Raw genomic sequence first — 19,166 nt, forward strand, 5'->3', positions numbered from 1 at the left:
GAGCAAACTCGATGAAATTTAATCATGAGATAGTCGAAAAAAACATCGGTTTGTTAGCGATCTTCACTGTTATCGCTATCAGCTTCGGTAGCTTGGTAGAAATCACACCGTTGATTTTCCAAAAAGATACCACTGAGCCTGTTGAAGGTTTAAAACCTTACACTGCCCTGCAACTTGAAGGCCGTGACATCTATGTGCGTGAAGGTTGCTACAACTGTCACAGCCAGATGATCCGTCCTTTACGTGCAGAGACTGAACGTTACGGTCACTACTCTGTTGCCGGTGAGTCTGTTTGGGATCACCCATTCCAATGGGGTTCTAAGCGTACTGGTCCAGACTTGGCCCGTGTTGGCGGTCGCTACAGCGATAAATGGCATGAAGTTCACTTAATCGATCCTCGTGCTGTGGTCCCTCAATCGAATATGCCAGCCTTCCCATGGCTTGCCGAAAACAAGTTAGACGGCAAGTTAACCGGCGACAAGATGACTATTCTGCGTAACATGCACAAAGGCGGTTACAAAGGTAAGGATCTTTACACCGATGAAGAAATTGCAGGCGCGCAGAAAGCTGTTGAAGGTAAGACAGAGCTGGAAGCCTTGATTGCATATCTTCAGTCTTTGGGTCACGCACTCAAATAAGGAGGCAATATATGGATTACGGCACATTACAAGGTATTTTAACCATCATTGTGATGCTGACCTTCGTCGGTATATTTGCTTGGGCATATAGCTCGCGTCGTCAAAAATCCTTTGATGAAGCAGCAAACCTTGTGTTTTCCGATGAGGAAATCAGCAAGGAATCGAAGGACTCAGGAGAGAATAAGTGATGAGTAGCTTCTGGAGTATTTGGATTAGCGTACTCTCGTTAATTGTGATCGCAGGATGTTTTCTGTTGCTACGTGTGTGTTCAAAGAACACCACGGATGTCAAAGAAGGCGAATCCATGGGTCACAGTTTCGATGGTATCGAAGAACTCAATAACCCACTGCCAAAATGGTGGAGTTATATGTTCTATATCACTATCGTGTTTGGCCTAGTGTACTTAGCCCTGTTCCCAGGTTTAGGTAACTACAAAGGTCTACTGAACTGGACCAGCTCTAACCAAAGCATTGGTACAGAGAAAGGGATTAAAGCCGATTCTGCTGCCGCGATTGAGCTGGCGGCAAAAGAAGGCATGTACGTTCAGTACGATCAAGAAGTTAAACACGCTAACGAAAAATATGGCCCAATCTTCGCGGCTTACTTGGCAACACCACTCGAAGAGTTAGTGAAAAACCAAGAAGCGTTGAAAGTGGGCGGCCGTTTGTTCCTACAAAACTGCGCGCAGTGCCATGGCTCTGACGCACGTGGTAGCAAAGGCTTCCCTAACCTGACCGACAGTGATTGGTTATACGGTGGTGATTTAGCCACTATCAAGACCACTATCATGAACGGTCGTCATGGCATGATGCCACCAAAAGGTGGTTTGCCAATCGACGATAGCGAAATTGCAGGTCTGGCCGAGTACGTGGTTAAGTTATCAGGCCGTGAGCACGACGAGAAACTCGCCGCTCAAGGTCAAGGTTCATTCATGAAAGGTTGTTTTGCGTGTCACGGTATGGACGCAAAGGGCAACAAACTCATGGGCGCACCTAACTTAACTGACGATGTTTGGTTATATGGTGGTAGCCGTGGTGTGATCGAAGAAACGATCAAACACGGCCGTGCCGGCGTGATGCCAGCATGGAAAGACGTTCTCGGTGAAGAGAAAGTCCACGTGATCGCAGCTTATGTTTATAGCTTGTCAAACAAGTAATTAGATGTGAGTAACGCTAAGGCCTCGATAACGTCGAGGCCTTTTTTTTAAAGTGCTAAAGCCACCTTTTAACGGTAAAATGGCGCAAATTTTTATTATGGGTATTTAACATGAGCGAACAACAACCCTGGTATAAGCAGTTTTGGCCTTGGTTTTTAATTATTCTTCCTTTGTGTGCCGTCGTCGCAAGTTTTACCACGCTAAAAATTGCCCTCTCGAACTCTGACTCTCTGGTCGCCGAGGATTATTACAAAGAAGGCAAAGCCATCAATATGGACTTGAGTAAAGTCAAATATGCCAAGCAGCTTGGCATGCAATGGCAACTCGAACAAAATCATCATGAACTCCTCTTCACTCAACACGGCGGTCCAGCTTACCAAGCCGCATTAAAAGTTGAATTTTATCACCCAACAATTGCTGAAAGAGACATTAAGACCACAGTCACCGCCGATGCCAACCATGTGTATCGCATTACTCTACCCGATGTATTAACCGGTGCTTGGGAAGTCCGTCTGGAAGGTTTTGATGGCAAATGGCGTATTCATCAACGTGTCGAACTCAAAGACAACGTCCAATTGTGGTTGAACTAATTGTGGTTGAATGAATATTGCTATGACACATCCAAGTTGTTTTCACTGTAATGAGCCCGTGCTCACGGGCACTCAGTTTGTCACCCGTATTAATGATCGCGATGAACTCATGTGTTGCCCAGGCTGCCAAGCGGTATCTCAAGCCATTGTGGATGCAGGCTTATTAAGCTATTACAAGTTTCGAACCGAACCCGGCAGTAAGCAGACGGCACTGGTACCTGATGAATTAAATCAGTTTAGTGCCTACGACTTGCCCGAAGTACAGCAGGACTTTGTCCACTCAGAGGAAAATAGTGACTCTGTGTCGCTGTCCATCGATGGCATTACCTGCGCCGCCTGCGCCTGGTTAATCGAACATAAAGTGAAACAACTGCCTGGCGTGAGCCAAGTGATGGTCAACTCCACCACCCAAAGGGCGATGATAAGCTGGAATAAACAGCAAGTTAAACTCAGTGATATTCTTGGGCAAATTAGCCGTATCGGTTATCAAGCCGCGCCCTATCAAGTGGATGAGCAAGAACTGACCGCCAAGCAAAATAGCCGCAAATTCTTACTGCGCTTAGGCTTGGCGGGTTTTGCGACTATGCAAGTGATGATGTTCGCCCTCGCCCTTTATACCGGTTACTTTACCGATTTGGATGTGCAATATCGGGATTATTTCCGCTGGGTGAGCATGATTTTCGCCACGCCCGTGGTGCTGTATTCGGCGCAGCCCTTCTATTTTAGCGCCATTCGCACCCTGCTCAGTGGCAAACTCAATATGGATGTGTCGGTCTCTATCGCCATTGGCGGCGCCTATATCGCCAGTTGCTTTGCCACCGTTAACGGCACAGGTGAAGTCTATTTTGAATCCGTTTCCATGTTTACCTTCTTCCTGCTGCTTGGGCGTTATTTCGAGCAGAAGGCAAGACAAAAAGCCTCCGTCAGTTCCAGCAATCTCCACAAGTTAGTACCATTGACGGCGCACCTGGTCACCACGCAGGGGCAAGAAGAGATCCCCGCTAAAAAATTACGCCTCGGGGATATTATCCTCATTAAACCCGGCGAAATGGTCGCCGCTGACGGCATCGTGGTTGACGGCCACACCAGCATCAATGAGGCCATGCTCACCGGTGAGCAAATGCCGATTGAAAAACCCGTCGATAGCCAAGTGTTTGCTGGCACTATTAACCTAGACCAGCCTATCAAGGTAAAAGTCACCGCCCTTGGGCAAGATCAATTGGTTGCCGAGATTATTCGTCTGCAGGAGTTAGCCTCAAACACTAAGCCTGCCGTCGCTATGCTGGCTGATAAATTGTCGCGTTATTTCTCGGGCACTATTTTATCGATTGCGACGGTCACCTATCTGGTGTGGCTGCAAATCTCCCCTGAAGATGCCTTTTGGGTCACCTTATCGGTATTAGTGGCCACCTGCCCTTGTGCCCTTGCGCTGGCAACCCCCACAGCTGTCACTTGTGCGACCGCGATTTTTACCCGCCTTGGGATTATTACCCGCAAAGCTGGCGTCTTTGAAAAACTGCCACAAATTAAGCATGTGGTATTTGATAAAACTGGCACCCTCACCTGTGGCACCCTATCGATTGCCAAAGTTGAGTGCCATAACGATTTCACCAAAGAGCAAGCACTGGCGATTGCAGCGGCGCTAGAATCAGGTTCTCGCCACCCTATCGCCGCAGCCTTTGCCAGCTTTAGCCAAACCGATGTAATTGCCGAGCAAGTTCACCATGAAGTGGGCTTCGGAGTAAAAGGCCTGATTAATGGCACCGAATACCGCATTGGTAACGCAAGCTTCACGGGTGCTACCGCCAAGCCCAAGCTTGCAAATCAGCTGATTTGGCTCGCCTGTAGCAACAATGACCAGCTAGATGTCATCGCCACTATTGAGATCCAAGATAATATCCGCGTCGATAGCAAAGAAACCGTCGATATTTTGAAGCAACAAGGTTGCAAGGTCAGTATCGCCAGTGGCGATAGCTCAGGACATGTGCATCAATTGGCGAAAGAACTCGGGATTAGCGATGTCCACAGCGGACTCACTCCAGCCGATAAACTGGCACTGGTGACTAAATTGCAGCAATCTACACCGGTCGCGATGTTCGGCGATGGTATCAATGATGCGCCAGTACTCGCGGGTGCAGATTTATCCGTGGCTATGGGCAGCGGCAGCGCGATTGCCAAAAACAGCGCCGATCTTATTCTGCTTGGCGATCATCTCTCTCGCTTCACCCAAGCAGTTAAGGTTGCTAAACTGACCACACAAATTATTCGTCAAAACCTCGCTTGGGCATTAGGCTATAACGCGCTGATTTTACCGCTGGCGGTAACTGGGCATGTTGCGCCTTATATTGCCGCCCTTGGCATGTCGGCAAGCTCTTTGATTGTTGTGGGTAACAGTTTGAGATTATTACGAATTAAATTATAACAACGAAATAGGCTTAGGTTATGAGCATCATTTATGTACTAATTCCTATCGCGATGATCTTTGTGTTGATCGCCGTAGCCGTGTTCTTTTGGGCAGTAAAATCCGAACAATTCGATGACTTAGACCGTCAAAGCGTGTCGATTCTCTTCGATGAAGATGCCGATAAACCGAGCCAAGCAGCTAACCCGAATCAAGAGAAAATCACAAGCCAAGACAAAGGCATGCCTCTGTGATTGAGTATAACGTCACAGGTGCATTTCTAGTGGGGTTAATGGGCGCTGCCCACTGCTTTGGCATGTGTGGTGGCCTTGTCGGCGCTTTTTCCTCCCAGCTTCCGAATCCGAAACAGGGCAATCACTTAGCCCATCAACTCACCTACTTATTAAGCTATAACCTCGGCCGGATTTTAAGTTACACCCTCGCGGGCGCCTTAGTGGGTGGCTCATCGGCCATGCTTGGGCACTTATTCGAACTCGACAGTTACCTGTTAATCCTGAGAATAATTGCTGGTGTTATGATGATCGCGACCGGACTTTACATTGCCAAAATCTGGGTGGGGATAGTGCAGATTGAGCGCCTCGGCCAAGTGTTGTGGCGATACCTTAAACCCTTAGCTCAACGTCTCGTGCCCATCACCTCACCATTGCAGGCCATCACCGCTGGATTGATTTGGGGCTGGCTGCCCTGCGGGCTAGTGTATAGCACTTTAACCTGGTCGGTGGCGGCTGGATCTGCTAGTCAAGGCGCCTTGATTATGCTTGCCTTTGGTTTAGGAACACTCCCTGCGCTCTTAAGTGCCGGAGTGGCTGCCAAACGCTTAGCCAATTGGGTGCAGCAAAAAACCGTTAGATTATTGAGTGGCTTACTTTTAATTGCCTTTGGTGCACAAACTTTATATATCGCCCTGTCGCAGCTAAACTAGCCCAAGCGAATGAATTGGTTTAACATGACTGCAGTGGATTAACTTGAGAACCGACATGACAATAGAGCAGAATAAAAACCGCCGTCCCGCCGCGAGTGGGTGCACAATTCATTGTCACGATTGCAGTATGGGTACGCTTTGTATTCCGTTTACCCTTAATGCCAATGAGCTCGACCAACTCGACGATATTATTGAGCGTAAAAAACCAATTCAAAAAGGTGAGCAGATTTTTAAATCAGGCGATCCTTTGAAATCCCTGTTTGCCATCCGCTCTGGCACCATCAAAAGTTATACGATTACCGAACAGGGCGATGAGCAGATCACGGGTTTTCATTTAGCGGGTGATGTGATTGGTTTTGATGGTATTCACGCTCAGTCCCATCAGAGTTTTGCCCAAGCCTTAGAAACCTCAATGGTGTGTGAAATCCCCTTCAATATTCTCGATGAGCTTTCAGGCAGTATGCCAAAGTTACGTCAGCAAATCATGCGCTTAATGAGTAATGAAATCATGAGCGACCAAGAGATGATTTTACTGCTCAGCAAGAAAAACGCCGAAGAACGCCTCGCCGCGTTTATCAGTAATCTTGCTAACCGTTTTGGCAACCGTGGTTTCTCCCCTAAAGAATTCCGTTTAACCATGACACGTGGTGACATTGGTAACTACCTAGGTTTGACGGTAGAAACCATCAGCCGGTTATTAGGCCGTTTCCAAAAGTCAGGTTTGATTGAAGTCAAAGGCAAATATATCACCATAGTTGACCACCACGAGCTCAATCTCTTGGCGGGTAATGCCAGAATCGCCAGATAAGTCACCCCCTCCCACATTAGTGCTTTGAACATGGCAAATTATGCGCTAGGCACTGGTTTTGAAAAGATTTTTGATCTAGAACAATACAGATAATTGCCAAAGGCTCATGATGAACATGAGCCTATGACTAAAGGAACATGTTATGAAGGATTATCAAAAAATACTGGTAGTAGTCGACCCCACGACAGAGAATCAAGTTGCACTCGCCCGAGCTGTTACCTTGGCCAGTAAAAGTAACGCCCATGTGACTGTGTTTCTGTCTATTTTTGACTTCTCCTATGAAATGACATCGATTCTATCGAGCCAAGAGCGCGAAGCTATGCGCCAAGGCGTGATTGATCAGCGCCTAGCGTGGATCCAAGATCTGCTAGCTACTTACAACCATCTGCAACTCGATATTGATACTCAAGTGATTTGGCACAATCGCCCATTTGAAAGCATCATCAATCATGCGATTGCCGGACAATATGATTTGATCGTTAAAGGCACCCACGCCCACGATAAGTTAAAGGCGGTGATCTTTACTCCAACCGATTGGCATTTGATGCGTAAAGCGCCTGTACCTGTGTTGATGGTCAAAGATCATGATTGGCCGGAAGCGGGTAAAATCCTCTGCGCCGTCAACGTGGCGACTGAAGACACCGATCATCAAATGCTGAACGGCAAGATTATCGAACATGCCAAGGATTTAGCCGCAAAATTTGCCGCCGAAGTGCACTTAGTCAATGGTTATCCAGGTACACCGGTAAATCTTGCTATTGAATTGCCCGATTTTGATGCACAAACCTATAACGACACTATTCGCATGCAGCACGAACAACGAGTGCAATATCTGGCCAATGCCTACGGTATTGATACCCTGCACTGCCATGTGAAAGAAGGTTTACCAGAGGATGTTATCCCTGAGCTTGCCGAACAGCTTGATGCTGAGCTGGTGATTTTAGGCACTGTCGGTCGGACTGGATTCTCGGCGGCACTTATCGGCAACACCGCAGAGCATGTAATTGATAGCATTAACTGTGACTTATTAGCCATTAAACCCGATGGTTATAAATCGCCGCTTGAAGAGGCGTAACGCACGCCGCTCTTTACCCCGCCTTCGATAGCTGGAATAATACGCGCCCTGAAACTGAGTTACTGGGCGCTTTTTTATGTTGCAAGCTATGTCTGAAGTTACGGCGAGTCAAATGCCTGAAGAATTATCAAAAAAACAAACTACCCGTCTGAATAAATTACAGAAGCGTCTACGCCGTGAAGTCGGTAGTGCCATTGCCGACTACAACATGATTGAAGATGGCGATCGTGTTATGTGCTGTTTGAGTGGCGGTAAAGACAGCTATGCCATGCTTGATATTCTGCTTAATCTGCAGCAACGCGCACCTGTGCAGTTCGAAATTATTGCCGTTAACTTAGATCAAAAGCAGCCTGGTTTCCCTGAACACGTGCTGCCCGCCTATTTAGACAGCTTGAATGTTCCCTATCACATCCTCGAGAAAGACACTTACTCGATTGTGAAAGAGAAGATCCCTGAAGGCAAAACCACTTGCTCGCTGTGCTCACGCCTGCGTCGCGGTACCCTCTACGGCTTTGCTCAGCGCATTGGTGCTACCAAAATCGCGCTAGGCCACCACAGAGACGATATTATTGAAACGCTATTCCTCAATATGTTCTACGGTGGCAAGATGAAAGCTATGCCACCTAAGTTGCTTTCAGACGATGGCGCAAACGTAGTTATTCGCCCACTCGCCTATTGCCGCGAAAAGGATTTAGAAGAATATGCGGAATTGAAAAAATTCCCCATCATCCCATGCAACCTTTGTGGCTCGCAGGAAAACCTCAAGCGCCAAGCTGTGAAAGACATGCTTAATCAGTGGGATAGACTCTATCCTGGCCGTATTGAAACCATTTTCACCGCCATGCAAAATACCGCACCTTCACAGGGTGTTGACCGTGAGCAGTTTGACTTTGTGTCTTTGAAGCGCGATCCCAACGCACCGATGAAAGGTGATGTGGCCGAAGCCGATTTACCTGCGTTTGACTTTCTGGATATCGCCAACAGCGGCCATATCGATTTAGATGCGGCAAAACGCATCAATATCGTCAACGTTTACGAAGCGTAAACGCAACACAGCTAGAAAAGCCCATTTATGTGGTACGCTTGCCAGTTATTGAAGGCCTAATCGCTTCGTGATTAGGCCTTTTATCCCCCCTTGAATAGCTTCGTTTCGGTAATACAAAACTCTTCGCCAACTTCAACATTTTGGGGTTCGTCCTGCTGCAACCTTGGGAAGCATTTATCATTGGCTGACGATGAAAATTGACGCGGCTTTGAATCCCTGCCAATGAATGAGCCATTTGGAGTCCAAAAGCATCGCCCGTTACGTCTGCTTGATTAGTGCTAAAGTTTTGCTTTTTAACGTGAGTGCTACTCGGCTGAAAACTGATGGAATCTTATTAAATATCTGTTCATTCAGCGGGAGTTAAACGGGCTTTAGACAAGGCAAAGGCTGGCACTCTCGAAAGCCTTAAACGCAGTATAAAGCATGTTCAACCCCGCCCTTCGGGAGACTCACTGACATCTCACTCCTGTGTTACATTGACTTAAAAGGGAATCACCATTTCTTCGTCAATGCGCCTTGGATTGAGATGCCTGTGAGGCTCTGAACTGATTAGATATTTAATGTGATTGGTATTAGAAGCATAAAAAATCCGAATGCTGTTATACACTCGGATTTTGGCAGTATGGAAAAAACAGTCAACTGTTCATTTAACGATAAATGGTTTTGCAGGATTGGCTGTAAGTATCGGCTGAAAGCCGATTAGCGCATGGCTAATAGCATATCCTGCGGCTGCTCAAGGTATTGTTTCCAAAGGTTACAGAAACGGGCAATGGTGCCGCCATCGATTACACGGTGATCCCCAGACCAACTCACTTGCATGATCTGACGCGCTTCCACTTCACCTTTCGCATTAAAGCGAGGCAAGGTTTGTAACTTACCTAATGCGACAATCGCGACTTCCGGTTTATTGATAATCGGCGTTGCGACTGTGCCACCCAATGCACCGATATTCGAAATCGAAATCGTGCCTTCTTTAAGATCTGCCGGCGCCACACGGCCGCTACGGGCGGCATTGGTTAAGCGAGTGATTTCGGCAGCCACCTCAAGGATGCTCTTATCTTGCACATCCTTGACGTTTGGTACCAGTAATCCCACCTTAGAGTCGACCGCCATACCGATATTATGACGCGCCTTGTAGGTGATTTCCGTACAATCAGCATTCACTTGGCTGTTAAGCACTGGGAACTGCGTTAAGGCTAACGACATGGCCTTCATAAAGAATGGCATCATGGTCAGCTTAACTTCGTCGGAAGAGTACTTGGCCTTCATGCTTTCACGCAGTGCGACTAAGTCAGTCAAATCAAACTCTTCGCAATAGGTGAAGTGAGGAATGGTTGATACTGATTCCACCATCATTTTCGCCATCACGGCTTTCACGCCACGGATAGGTTCAACAATGTCAGCCCTTACAGAGCTTGCCACCGCGGTAGATACGGTCGATTGAGCCACAGTTGAGGCTACCGCCACTGGCGCAACGGCAGGCACAGCGCCGCCTTGCGCTTGGAAGCGAGTAATGTCTTCCTTATACACACGGCCATGTTTGCCACTACCAGGTACGCGACTTAAATCGATATCTAAGGCTCGCGCCATACGGCGAACGGCTGGGCTGGCTAAGGCTTTACCTTGGCGAGCAGGCTCCGAGGACACCGCCGCGCTAGCTGCTGGTGCAGCGGTATTCACAGCGGCGGCGCTTAGTTCCTGTGCATGGCTGACTGGTGCACTAACACCACCTTCAACCTCAATCGCAAATAGTGGCGCATGTACCTTAGCTAACTGGCCCTTACGGTAGTGCAATTTGACAATTTTACCCGCTTTGATGGCGGGAATTTGCACTAGGGCTTTATCTGTCATCACATCGGCGATGGGTTGGTCTTCAACCACAGTATCGCCTTCTTGGACTAGCCATTCGACCAGTTCACACTCAACAATGCCTTCGCCGATATCGGGCAGCAGGAACTCTTCGACGCTAGTACCAGACGCGTTGGCTTCGCTTACGGATGTTTGCGTCGCTGTGTGTGTTTCAGGTTGAGACGCAGCAACAGGCGCGGCTTCGTCAGCCTCAATCTGCACGGCATAAAGCGGTGCATGTACCTTAGCAATATCGCCTTTGGCGTAATATAGTTTGGTCACAACTCCTGCAAAAGGCGCCGGAATTTGCACTAAGGCTTTGTCAGTCATCACATCGGCGATGGGCTGATCTTCAGCAATGGTATCGCCCTCTTGCACCAACCACTCGACGAGTTCGCACTCGACAACGCCTTCACCAATGTCCGGCAAAATAAAATCTTTAATCATACCGGACTCCTAGAAGTTCACCGATGCCTTAATGGCTTCAAAGGTCTTGAGCGCATCGGGCATGTATTCTTTTTCGTGGACCAGTGGATATGGAGTATCTAGACCACATACACGGCTGATGGGGGATTCTAAATATAAGAAACATTCCTGCTGAATCGTGGCGGCGATTTCACCGGCAAAACCACCTGTCAATGGCGCTTCGTGGTTGATCAGTAAGCGGCCGGTCTTCTTCACAGAATCGGCAACTGTATCCACATCCCAAGGCGCGAGTGTACGTAGGTCGATAATTTCGCAGGAAATCCCCTCTTTTGCCGCCATGTCGGCCGCTTTTTCGATGATTTCCATCTGTGCGCCCCAAGCCACTAAGGTGATATCTTTCCCATCACGCACCACTTCGGCTTTACCCAGCTCGATTTCATACTCGCCCGCAGGGACTTCCCCCACAGAAGCACGGTATAAACGCTTAGGCTCGAAGAACACCACAGGGTTTTTATCGCGAATAGAGGCTAATAATAAACCTTTGGCTTGAGCAGGATTACGCGGCACAACCACTTTTAAGCCTGGGGTTTGGGTAAAATAGGCTTCTGGCGATTGTGAATGATAATGGCCGCCCGCAATACCGCCACCATAGGGTGTGCGGAACACTAGACTTCCCACATTAAACTCATTACCGCTGCGGTAACGGAATTTAGCCGACTCGTTTACGATCTGGTCAAACGCCGGAAAGATGTAATCAGCAAACTGGATTTCCGCTACGGCAGTCATACCATTAGAGGCTAAACCGTTGGCAAAACCCGCAATGCCTTGTTCCGTCAGCGGCGTATTAAAGCAACGGCTACGACCAAACTTTTCCTGTAAACCAGAGGTTGCGCGAAACACACCGCCAAAGTGGCCAACGTCTTCACCAAATACCACCATGCGCTCATCAGATTGCATGGCGATAGACAAGGCCTCATTGACGGCCTGTAACATATTCATTTCTGCCACGGCTTATAGCCTCCCTGCACTTTTGGGATAGGATTGCGGATATTTCTTGATGTGTTCTTTAAGCTCACTCAACTGCTTTTTCAGCGCTGGCGTCGGCTTGTCGTACACGTCTTCAATAATCTCATCCAGCATAGGGATAGGTAATTTTTCAGCGACTTTAACGGCGGCTAACACTTCTTCACGGTACTTTTCGTAACGCTGAGCATCATCGGCCTCGGCCAACCAGCCTTTGTTGATTAACCACAATTTGAAGCGTTTGACCGGATCATGTTGTTGCCATTTCGCCTCTTCTTCTTTTGAGCGATAACCAGAAGGATCGTCAGAAGATGAGTGGGCGCCCAAACGATAAGTCATGGCCTCAATCAACACGGGGGCATTGTGCTCAATCGCATAGGCACGCGCCTGTTGCGTTGCCGCTAATACCGCCAGCATATCGTTCCCGTCGACACGAATGGTGTGCATACCGTAACCCACACCGCGGCTAGCAATACCGTTACCAGCAAATTGCTCTTCGGTTGGAGTGGAAATCGCATATCCATTGTTACGGCAGAAGAAAATCACGGGGCATTTTAACACCGCCGCCATATTCAAGCCGGCGTGGAAGTCGCCTTCAGACGCAGCGCCTTCACCGAAATAACAGACGGCGACATTACGTTTGCCCTGCATTTTCAAGCTATAACCGACACCTGTCGCTTGCGGAATTTGCGTGGCCAGTGGCGATGAAATGGTTTGGTAGTTTAACGCCGCGCAGCCGTAGTGGATTGGCATCTGGCGACCTTTACCTAAGTCCTTCTCATTGCTGAACATTTGGTTCATAAACTGCTCAGTGGTAAAACCACGGTAACGCAGCGCCGCATGTTCGCGATATTGCGCGAGGATCACGTCCTCAGCGTCCAGCGCCGCGACACTACCGACGATCGCCGCTTCTTCACCCGTACAGGTCATATAGAAGCTGATCCGTCCCTGACGCTGCGCGCCTAACATACGTTCGTCGAGTACCCGCGTGAATACGCAAGTATCGTAAATTTTGGTGGCTAAGGCTTCATCTATTACAGGCAAAACCGCGGTTTCATAGGTAGTGCCGTCTGCTTGTAGAATTCGAAGGATAGGAATGTGAAGCGATGCCTTATCCAAGAAGCCGACACGGTGCACTGTATCAGTGTTGAGTGTTGCTTTGCTCATATTGTGCTCTTGTTATCTCGTTACGCCATGGAAAATCCACAACGCCTAATTTATACGAATATGCCGGATGAACATTACGTTAACGTAAACTACCTATCAACCGTTGGCACAGTTCAAACGACAACTAATCCCCTGTGGGCATGTATATAATGCTTTACAAAACTAGCGAACATCTGGCGCGACTGAAGGGATCAGGCATATCACAGTGCGATTGCCGATGGGCACCTTAGCATTAGGGAAAACAATCGCTTCAAATTCCTGTTCGACTTTAATTTCCTGTCCACCCTCTCGGGCCAATACAAAGCCTTTCGGGAACGATCGGAAGTTTTCGACATCGGTCGCGAAGGTAAATTCAAAATCATCAAAATGTTTGTTAATCACCCGACACACTTGATACAAATTCACCTTATTCGCCGAGAATGGCTCAAGCGCTAAGGGTTTGTCTGTGATAAGGCGCATAAACATCTCTTGGGCGGCAATAAAACGCGTCATATCGTTTTGCCCCATGGGATATACCTTACCTAATTCAATGGTAAAGGCATCGGCGCCATACTGCTCGGAGGAAAAATAACTAAAGGTCGTCGTCGGCTCGTGGTGAAATAACACGGTATCCACGCCACTGGCCGCTAAAAACATGATTTGCTCGGCGCTGTAAGCCCGACCGGGACGATAGGGATAAATCGCAAACTTTTCGTGTTTTGAAGCACGCATCGCCGTGTGTAAATCGTAGTGGATCCGCTGGCGCCCTGCGGCTGCGCCCTTAAAGAAGCGGTCTACATAGGCTTCTAATTTTTTCGCCCGTACCCGCTCTGGATTCACTAATCCCGGCGGATTTGAATGCTCACCACTAAAGAGACGATTCATATTCTCGTCGATAATACGAGTGCCATTATTAATCGCTAAAGGGTTGCCAATAAGAAACAGCGTGCGTTGTTTGGCGATGATTTTTTGTTGGAGAAGCTGTTTGATTAAGGTATTGCAGAGTTCGATGGGGGCGGTTTCATTACCGTGGACACCGCAGGAGAGAATGACATCCTTACCTTGGGCTTGTGCTGGCTCAAAAACGATGACCCCCGTGTCCCACACCTCGACTCGAGTATGTTCCCCTAAGGTGAAACCAAACTCATCCCCGAGGGTTTCAGGATTGGCGAGGGTCAGCGCGAGAAAATCCTTCGAATCTAACAGAGCTTGTAACACAGAATTCTCCTTATAATAGCGTGTTAGAGACGGGAGTGATGGCAATAACTACCTGTTTCATGGCACTTATCGTTACCCGCCTTAAAAAGCGCATCCATACTAACACAAGTTTTTGGGCCGTTACTCTGTCATTCTGGTCAAACAAGCGCATTTCACGGCAAAACAACAGCATCTTAGCCACATTTGGTCGACATAGGATTAATTTTGTCGACACACTTGCTTTTAGGCATGAGTTTTATCACAATCCTTAGCCATCTAGACTTCTATCAGGATTTATCATGGCGTTAGCAACTTTCGGTGCCGGCTGTTTTTGGGGCGTGGAGTATTTCTTTAGACAAGTCAACGGCGTGACCAACGCGACCTGCGGCTATATGGGTGGCAATAACGAAGCGACCACCTATGAGGAAGTCAAAAAAGGCAAGACAGGTCATGCCGAAGTCGTACAAGTAGAATTTGACCCTGCAATTGTCAGCTACGACGAGTTACTGGATGTGTTTTGGAAAAACCACAACCCGACCACGCTCAATATGCAGGGCGGCGATATCGGCACTCAGTACCGCAGTACCATTTTCTTCCACGACCGTGAGCAAAAAACCGCGGCCGAAGCCTCCAAACTGGCCTTTGCCCGTTCAGGTCGTTGGGGATTGCGTCATATCGTCACTGAGATTGTGCCGTTACAGCAATTCCATGTGGCAGAGGAATATCATCAAAACTATATCGATAAGAACAACTTACCAAGTTGCCATCTCGAGTACTGATCATAACCATTTAGCATCCGAGTGAGCAGCTTTTGCTTCTCATCGCTGCCAATAAAAACGCACCCATAGGATTTCTATGAGTGCGTTTTTTATCTGTAAAAAGAATGCGTAAACGCTAAATCAGGCGCTAAGCGCCTTATCGATTAAGACCTGTGCGTCCTTAATGATATCGGCAAGATGCTGCTCACTGATAAAGCTCTCACCGTAAATCTTAAATAACGCCTCAGTACCCGACGGCCGCGCCGCGAACCAACCATTGGCCGTCGTCACTTTGATGCCACCTATCGAGGCATTGTTACCTGGGGCGTGGGTTAATACGGCATCAATCTTCTCACCCGCCAGCATAGTGGCGTTTAAGGTTTCGGCATTAAGCTTGGCAAATTTTGCTTTGTTCTCAAGGCTAATCGGACTGTCGATACGCTTGTAGAAGCTTTGACCGAACTGCGCCACTAATTCTTGATGGCGTTGCCCCGGCGTCTTGCCAGTAACCGCAAGCATTTCGGCCGCAAGCAGCACCAGAATAAAACCGTCTTTGTCGGTACACCAAGTCGTGCCATCACGGCGCAGGAAGGCGGCGCCCGCACTCTCCTCACCGCCAAAGGCAATAGTCGCCTCAGCTAGCCCATCGACGAACCACTTAAAGCCAACGGGGACTTCGAGTAATTTTTTGCCGTGGAAGGCACAGATTTTATCGATAAGCGCGCTCGATACCAGCGTCTTGCCGATAGATAACTGCTCGCTCCATTCAGGTCTGTGGGTCAGCAGATAATCAATCGCGACCGCTAAATAGTGGTTAGGATCCATCAGCCCCGTGCCCGGACACACAATACCGTGTCTGTCGTAGTCAGGGTCGTTACCGACACATAAATCGAAGGATTCTTTGTGGGCCAGTAAACCTGCCATCGCATAGGGCGAAGAGCAATCCATGCGGATCTTGCCGTCTTTATCCAGCGACATAAAGCTAAAGCTTGGGTCGACCTTATCATTAACTAAGGTGATATCGATGCGATAGTGCTTGGCAATCGGCGCCCAATAATGGATACCCGAACCGCCTAATGGGTCAACGCCCAATTTCAGCTTAGCCTTGGCGATAGCGTGCATATCAACCACATTGACTAAATCCGCCACATAGGGGGTAATCAAATCGATGGCATGCACATAACCCGAGGCTAACGCGTCGGCATAGGTGAGCTTATTAACGCCCTTCAGTCCTGCGCGCAGGTAATCATTGGCGCGGGATTCAATCCATGCAGTAATATTGCCTTCGGCCGGGCCGCCATGGGGAGGATTGTACTTGATGCCACCATCCTGCGGCGGATTATGGGATGGGGTAATAATCAAACCATCGCTTAAGGCGGCACCCGTCAGTGCCGCTTCTCGATTGGCGCAAATAATCGCATGGGACACCACTGGTGTTGGCGTAAAACCATCATGTTGCTGGATATGCACAGTCACCTTATTGGCCGCTAACACTTCAATCGCCGACACGTAAGCCGCATAAGATAAGGCGTGGGTATCAATACCTAAAAAGAGTGGCCCTTCGATATTCACCGATTGGCGATAATCGACAACGGCTTGGGTAATCGCCCAAATATGGTCTTGGTTAAAACTTGCTTGAAACGCAGTTCCACGGTGCCCAGAAGTCCCAAACGTCACACGTTGCTCGGCAGCATCCACATTAGGTTTGATGCTGTAATAATGGCTCATCAGCTTTGGAATATTCACCAGATCCGTCTGACTCGCGGTTTGTCCTGCCCGTTGATGTATTGCCACCTGATCCTCTCCTACTGGAAAATCGGTTAATTAAATGGAAACGCCGCATCATTGCGGCGTCGATAAAGGCGTTATACGCGTTCGGCAATGCCGTTGGCGATTTCGGCATCGCAACCAAATTGCACTAAGGCTTCGACTAAAATCGCCCGTTTTTTGGCGGTGTTATTGTTGGTCGTCACCCAAAATCCGGTATTACCGATTTCCTTCGGGTTGGCAGTAGCACTCGCCTTGAGTAATTCTTCCCGAGAGCGCGCAAAATAGAGTCGATCGCGACCTTGGATCTGTAAAATTTGCGAGAATTGCGCTTGGCTCTGTTGATATAAACTCTCGAGCAAGAATAAGAAACGGCCCACGGCGCCTTTTTGCTGCGCTAACTTATGCTCATCCACCAATTGATTGAAATCGGTCGCAGAGACTAAGGTTTCTACCTGAGGTGCAACCTGTGGCTCAGGCGTCGCCGCCTCTAAACTCGGTTGGCTAATGGCCTGTGGCTGCGTTTGTTCAACCGCATCGATGGACAGGCCGAGTAATCGACGGAGAATGTCAGAGGCGCTCTCACCAATACGTTCCGTTTTGCTGGCAATATGACGATAGAGCTCTTCATCCACTTCGATGTATTTCATAACCTTATTATCCTTTGTTATTCGATAGGCTTAACCGAAAAAGTGCACCACAGGCGATCCTCGCAAAGGATCTGTGCGATCGTTGCCCCAGTGTATCTATCTCTATCAATCTGATAAAGCATCATTAATCTAAAAATGCGTGAAATCGCACATCAAATTAGCACAAGCGCGTTAATCGCTGAAAAAGCCAGCAAGTTCGGCGCACTACGCCTCAAAATCGCCTCAAGACTTGTCAAACTTAACCCATTAGGGGCACAATCCGCAGCACTTTATGTACCACAGCACAGGCGACTTCATGAATTTTGCATCCACAGGTCAAGGAGAAGCAGTCCTCCTTATCCACGGACTCTTTGGCAATTTAGATAATCTTAAGGGGCTAGGACAGGTCCTCGAAGCAAATCATCAGGTTATTCGTGTCGATGTGCCTAATCACGGCTTAAGTGAACATTGGCAAGAGATGGATTACCCAAGCTTAGCCAAGGCGATGGTGGCATTGTTAGATGAACTTGCGCTTGAGCGCGCGCATATTGTTGGTCACTCCATGGGCGGCAAAATCGCCATGGCAACTGCCCTTGCCTATCCAGAACGCATCATCAGCATGGTGGCCGCCGATATTGCCCCTGTTGCTTATAAACCGCGCCATGATGCGGTATTTGCCGCACTCGAAAGTTTGCCACTCGAAGGGCACACCGACCGCCGCTTTGCGCTAGCGCATTTATTAGCGAGTGGCATCGATGAGCCGACCGCGCAGTTTTTACTTAAAAACCTTCAGCGCACCGATACTGGTTTTCGATGGAAGATGAACCTCACTGGCTTAAAAAGCTGCTATCCCAACATCATTGGTTGGCCTAATCAAAAGCACGAAACACAGCAAGTCTTTAACGGACCGAGTCTTTTTATCCGTGGTGGCGAGTCCAATTATGTGACCGCCGAGCACCGCGATGAGATCATGCGCCAATTTTCCGCGGCGCAGGCCAAAACATTAGAAGGTTGCGGCCATTGGCTACATGCCCAAAAACCGGCTGTTTTTAATCGAATTGTGTCTGAATTTATTGACAAACACTCAGTGTAAATGACAATGATTCTCGACCTAAATCATATAGCCGACACCTTGCTGATGTGATATATTCGCGCCTCTTTTAGCCTTAGAAGACTCTAGAGGACTAAGAAAGTATGTTATCTCAGTACATGGAACAAATTGAAACCATCGGCCTGAACCTGTTTTTTGCCGCGATATTTTTCTTTATCGGCATGGCCATCCACGATGTGCTTAAACAAGGTAATGTGCCGAAATTTGGTCGATTTATTGTGTGGTTAGTGTTATTTCTCGGCTGCGCCGGGTTTATTGCAAAAGGTATTATCCAGATGTCCTGGGAAGGTTCAGGCGTCGGTTAAACAATAAGAACATGGCAAAAGAAGCAACAGATAGAACTACCATTGACCTTTTTGCCAATGAAAAGCGCCGGGGCCGCCCACGTAGCAATCCTTTGTCCCGTAGCCAGCAACTTAAGGTCAATAAGCGCAACCAGATCCAGCGGGATAAAGCCAAAGGATTAAAGCGAATAGAGTTAAAGGTGTCACAAGATTTATATGACGCCTTGAATGAGCAGGCATTGGCCAGTAACATCAGCCGAAGCCAGTTAATCGAATTAATTCTTCAGCAAAAAATAGAATGCTGAGCAATCGATAGCAGCA

General features: G+C 48.2%; 20 protein-coding genes. 14 read left to right on the top strand and 6 right to left on the bottom strand.

What is annotated here, in order from left to right; genetic code table 11:
* The first annotated feature begins 11 nt into the window (after window positions 1-11).
* The 10 genes from ccoO (at window position 12) to ttcA (ending at window position 8,656) form a co-directional block, all read left to right on the top strand.
* On the top strand, window positions 12-638 hold the full coding sequence (gene ccoO, locus EYR25_RS14740) for a cytochrome-c oxidase, cbb3-type subunit II (protein ID WP_023265294.1): 627 nt from the start codon (window positions 12-14) through the stop codon (window positions 636-638).
* Window positions 639-649: 11 nt separating this feature from the next.
* Window positions 650-826: a CcoQ/FixQ family Cbb3-type cytochrome c oxidase assembly chaperone gene (locus tag EYR25_RS14745; protein ID WP_011072349.1), complete on the top strand. Its 177-nt coding sequence runs from the start codon at window positions 650-652 to the stop codon at window positions 824-826.
* Window positions 826-1,794 (top strand): cytochrome-c oxidase, cbb3-type subunit III, encoded by a 969-nt coding sequence (gene ccoP, locus EYR25_RS14750; RefSeq protein WP_023265292.1) that lies wholly within the window; start codon window positions 826-828, stop codon window positions 1,792-1,794. Before EYR25_RS14745 ends, ccoP begins: the two co-directional genes overlap by 1 nt.
* A gap of 110 nt (window positions 1,795-1,904) precedes the next feature.
* Window positions 1,905-2,384 carry a FixH family protein gene (locus EYR25_RS14755; RefSeq protein WP_023265291.1) on the top strand — a complete coding sequence of 160 codons (480 nt, stop codon included), beginning with the start codon at window positions 1,905-1,907 and terminating at the stop codon, window positions 2,382-2,384.
* 22 nt (window positions 2,385-2,406) lie between these two features.
* Window positions 2,407-4,806: a heavy metal translocating P-type ATPase gene (locus tag EYR25_RS14760; RefSeq protein WP_133181067.1), complete on the top strand. Its 2,400-nt coding sequence runs from the start codon at window positions 2,407-2,409 to the stop codon at window positions 4,804-4,806.
* A gap of 20 nt (window positions 4,807-4,826) precedes the next feature.
* The gene (ccoS, locus tag EYR25_RS14765; protein ID WP_023265289.1) at window positions 4,827-5,039 is read left to right on the top strand and encodes a cbb3-type cytochrome oxidase assembly protein CcoS; all 213 of its coding nucleotides are present in this window, start codon (window positions 4,827-4,829) and stop codon (window positions 5,037-5,039) included.
* Entirely contained in the window at window positions 5,036-5,728 is a 693-nt protein-coding gene (locus EYR25_RS14770) for a sulfite exporter TauE/SafE family protein (protein WP_023265288.1), read from the top strand. Before ccoS ends, EYR25_RS14770 begins: the two co-directional genes overlap by 4 nt.
* Window positions 5,729-5,783: 55 nt before the next feature.
* Window positions 5,784-6,536 carry an electron transport transcriptional regulator EtrA gene (etrA, locus tag EYR25_RS14775; RefSeq protein WP_039976890.1) on the top strand — a complete coding sequence of 251 codons (753 nt, stop codon included), beginning with the start codon at window positions 5,784-5,786 and terminating at the stop codon, window positions 6,534-6,536.
* 142 nt (window positions 6,537-6,678) lie between these two features.
* A complete protein-coding gene (gene uspE, locus EYR25_RS14780) occupies window positions 6,679-7,611 on the top strand; it encodes a universal stress protein UspE (protein WP_133181069.1) in 933 nt (310 codons plus the stop codon).
* A gap of 76 nt (window positions 7,612-7,687) precedes the next feature.
* Window positions 7,688-8,656: a tRNA 2-thiocytidine(32) synthetase TtcA gene (gene ttcA, locus EYR25_RS14785; protein WP_023265285.1), complete on the top strand. Its 969-nt coding sequence runs from the start codon at window positions 7,688-7,690 to the stop codon at window positions 8,654-8,656.
* A 699-nt stretch (window positions 8,657-9,355) separates the two neighbouring features.
* Here ttcA and EYR25_RS14790 read toward each other — a convergent pair.
* The 4 genes from EYR25_RS14790 to astE all read right to left on the bottom strand — a co-directional run bounded on the left by EYR25_RS14790 (window position 9,356) and on the right by astE (window position 14,317).
* The gene (locus EYR25_RS14790; protein ID WP_133181071.1) at window positions 9,356-10,951 is read right to left on the bottom strand and encodes a dihydrolipoyllysine-residue acetyltransferase; all 1,596 of its coding nucleotides are present in this window, start codon (window positions 10,949-10,951) and stop codon (window positions 9,356-9,358) included.
* 9 nt (window positions 10,952-10,960) lie between these two features.
* Window positions 10,961-11,938: an alpha-ketoacid dehydrogenase subunit beta gene (locus tag EYR25_RS14795; RefSeq protein WP_133181073.1), complete on the bottom strand. Its 978-nt coding sequence runs from the start codon at window positions 11,936-11,938 to the stop codon at window positions 10,961-10,963.
* Window positions 11,939-11,941: 3 nt separating this feature from the next.
* Window positions 11,942-13,120, bottom strand: a complete 1,179-nt coding sequence (locus EYR25_RS14800; RefSeq protein WP_023265282.1) for a thiamine pyrophosphate-dependent dehydrogenase E1 component subunit alpha — start codon at window positions 13,118-13,120, stop codon at window positions 11,942-11,944.
* Window positions 13,121-13,282: 162 nt separating this feature from the next.
* The gene (gene astE, locus EYR25_RS14805; RefSeq protein WP_133181075.1) at window positions 13,283-14,317 is read right to left on the bottom strand and encodes a succinylglutamate desuccinylase; all 1,035 of its coding nucleotides are present in this window, start codon (window positions 14,315-14,317) and stop codon (window positions 13,283-13,285) included.
* 278 nt (window positions 14,318-14,595) lie between these two features.
* On the opposite strand from astE, the gene msrA reads away from it, so the two are divergent.
* Window positions 14,596-15,075, top strand: coding sequence for a peptide-methionine (S)-S-oxide reductase MsrA (gene msrA / locus EYR25_RS14810; RefSeq protein ID WP_133181077.1), 480 nt, complete (start codon window positions 14,596-14,598; stop codon window positions 15,073-15,075).
* A gap of 120 nt (window positions 15,076-15,195) precedes the next feature.
* Here msrA and pgm read toward each other — a convergent pair whose 3' ends face one another.
* Both pgm and seqA read right to left on the bottom strand, forming a co-directional pair.
* On the bottom strand, window positions 15,196-16,848 hold the full coding sequence (gene pgm / locus EYR25_RS14815) for a phosphoglucomutase (alpha-D-glucose-1,6-bisphosphate-dependent) (protein WP_133181079.1): 1,653 nt from the start codon (window positions 16,846-16,848) through the stop codon (window positions 15,196-15,198).
* Window positions 16,849-16,919: 71 nt separating this feature from the next.
* The gene (gene seqA / locus EYR25_RS14820; RefSeq protein ID WP_023265278.1) at window positions 16,920-17,471 is read right to left on the bottom strand and encodes a replication initiation negative regulator SeqA; all 552 of its coding nucleotides are present in this window, start codon (window positions 17,469-17,471) and stop codon (window positions 16,920-16,922) included.
* A 295-nt stretch (window positions 17,472-17,766) separates the two neighbouring features.
* Here seqA and EYR25_RS14825 point away from each other — a divergent pair, with 295 nt between their 5' ends.
* The 3 genes from EYR25_RS14825 (at window position 17,767) to ybfE (ending at window position 19,150) form a co-directional block, all read left to right on the top strand.
* Complete coding sequence (locus tag EYR25_RS14825; protein ID WP_133181081.1) at window positions 17,767-18,543, top strand: alpha/beta fold hydrolase; 777 nt, start codon at window positions 17,767-17,769, stop codon at window positions 18,541-18,543.
* A gap of 101 nt (window positions 18,544-18,644) precedes the next feature.
* Entirely contained in the window at window positions 18,645-18,866 is a 222-nt protein-coding gene (locus tag EYR25_RS14830) for a DUF2788 domain-containing protein (protein WP_039976885.1), read from the top strand.
* Between the two features lie 11 nt (window positions 18,867-18,877).
* A complete protein-coding gene (ybfE, locus tag EYR25_RS14835; protein WP_011622798.1) occupies window positions 18,878-19,150 on the top strand; it encodes a LexA regulated protein in 273 nt (90 codons plus the stop codon).
* Window positions 19,151-19,166: the final 16 nt, after the last annotated feature.

Source organism: Shewanella decolorationis (assembly GCF_004354305.1).
Classification (GTDB): Bacteria; Pseudomonadota; Gammaproteobacteria; order Enterobacterales; family Shewanellaceae; genus Shewanella; species Shewanella decolorationis.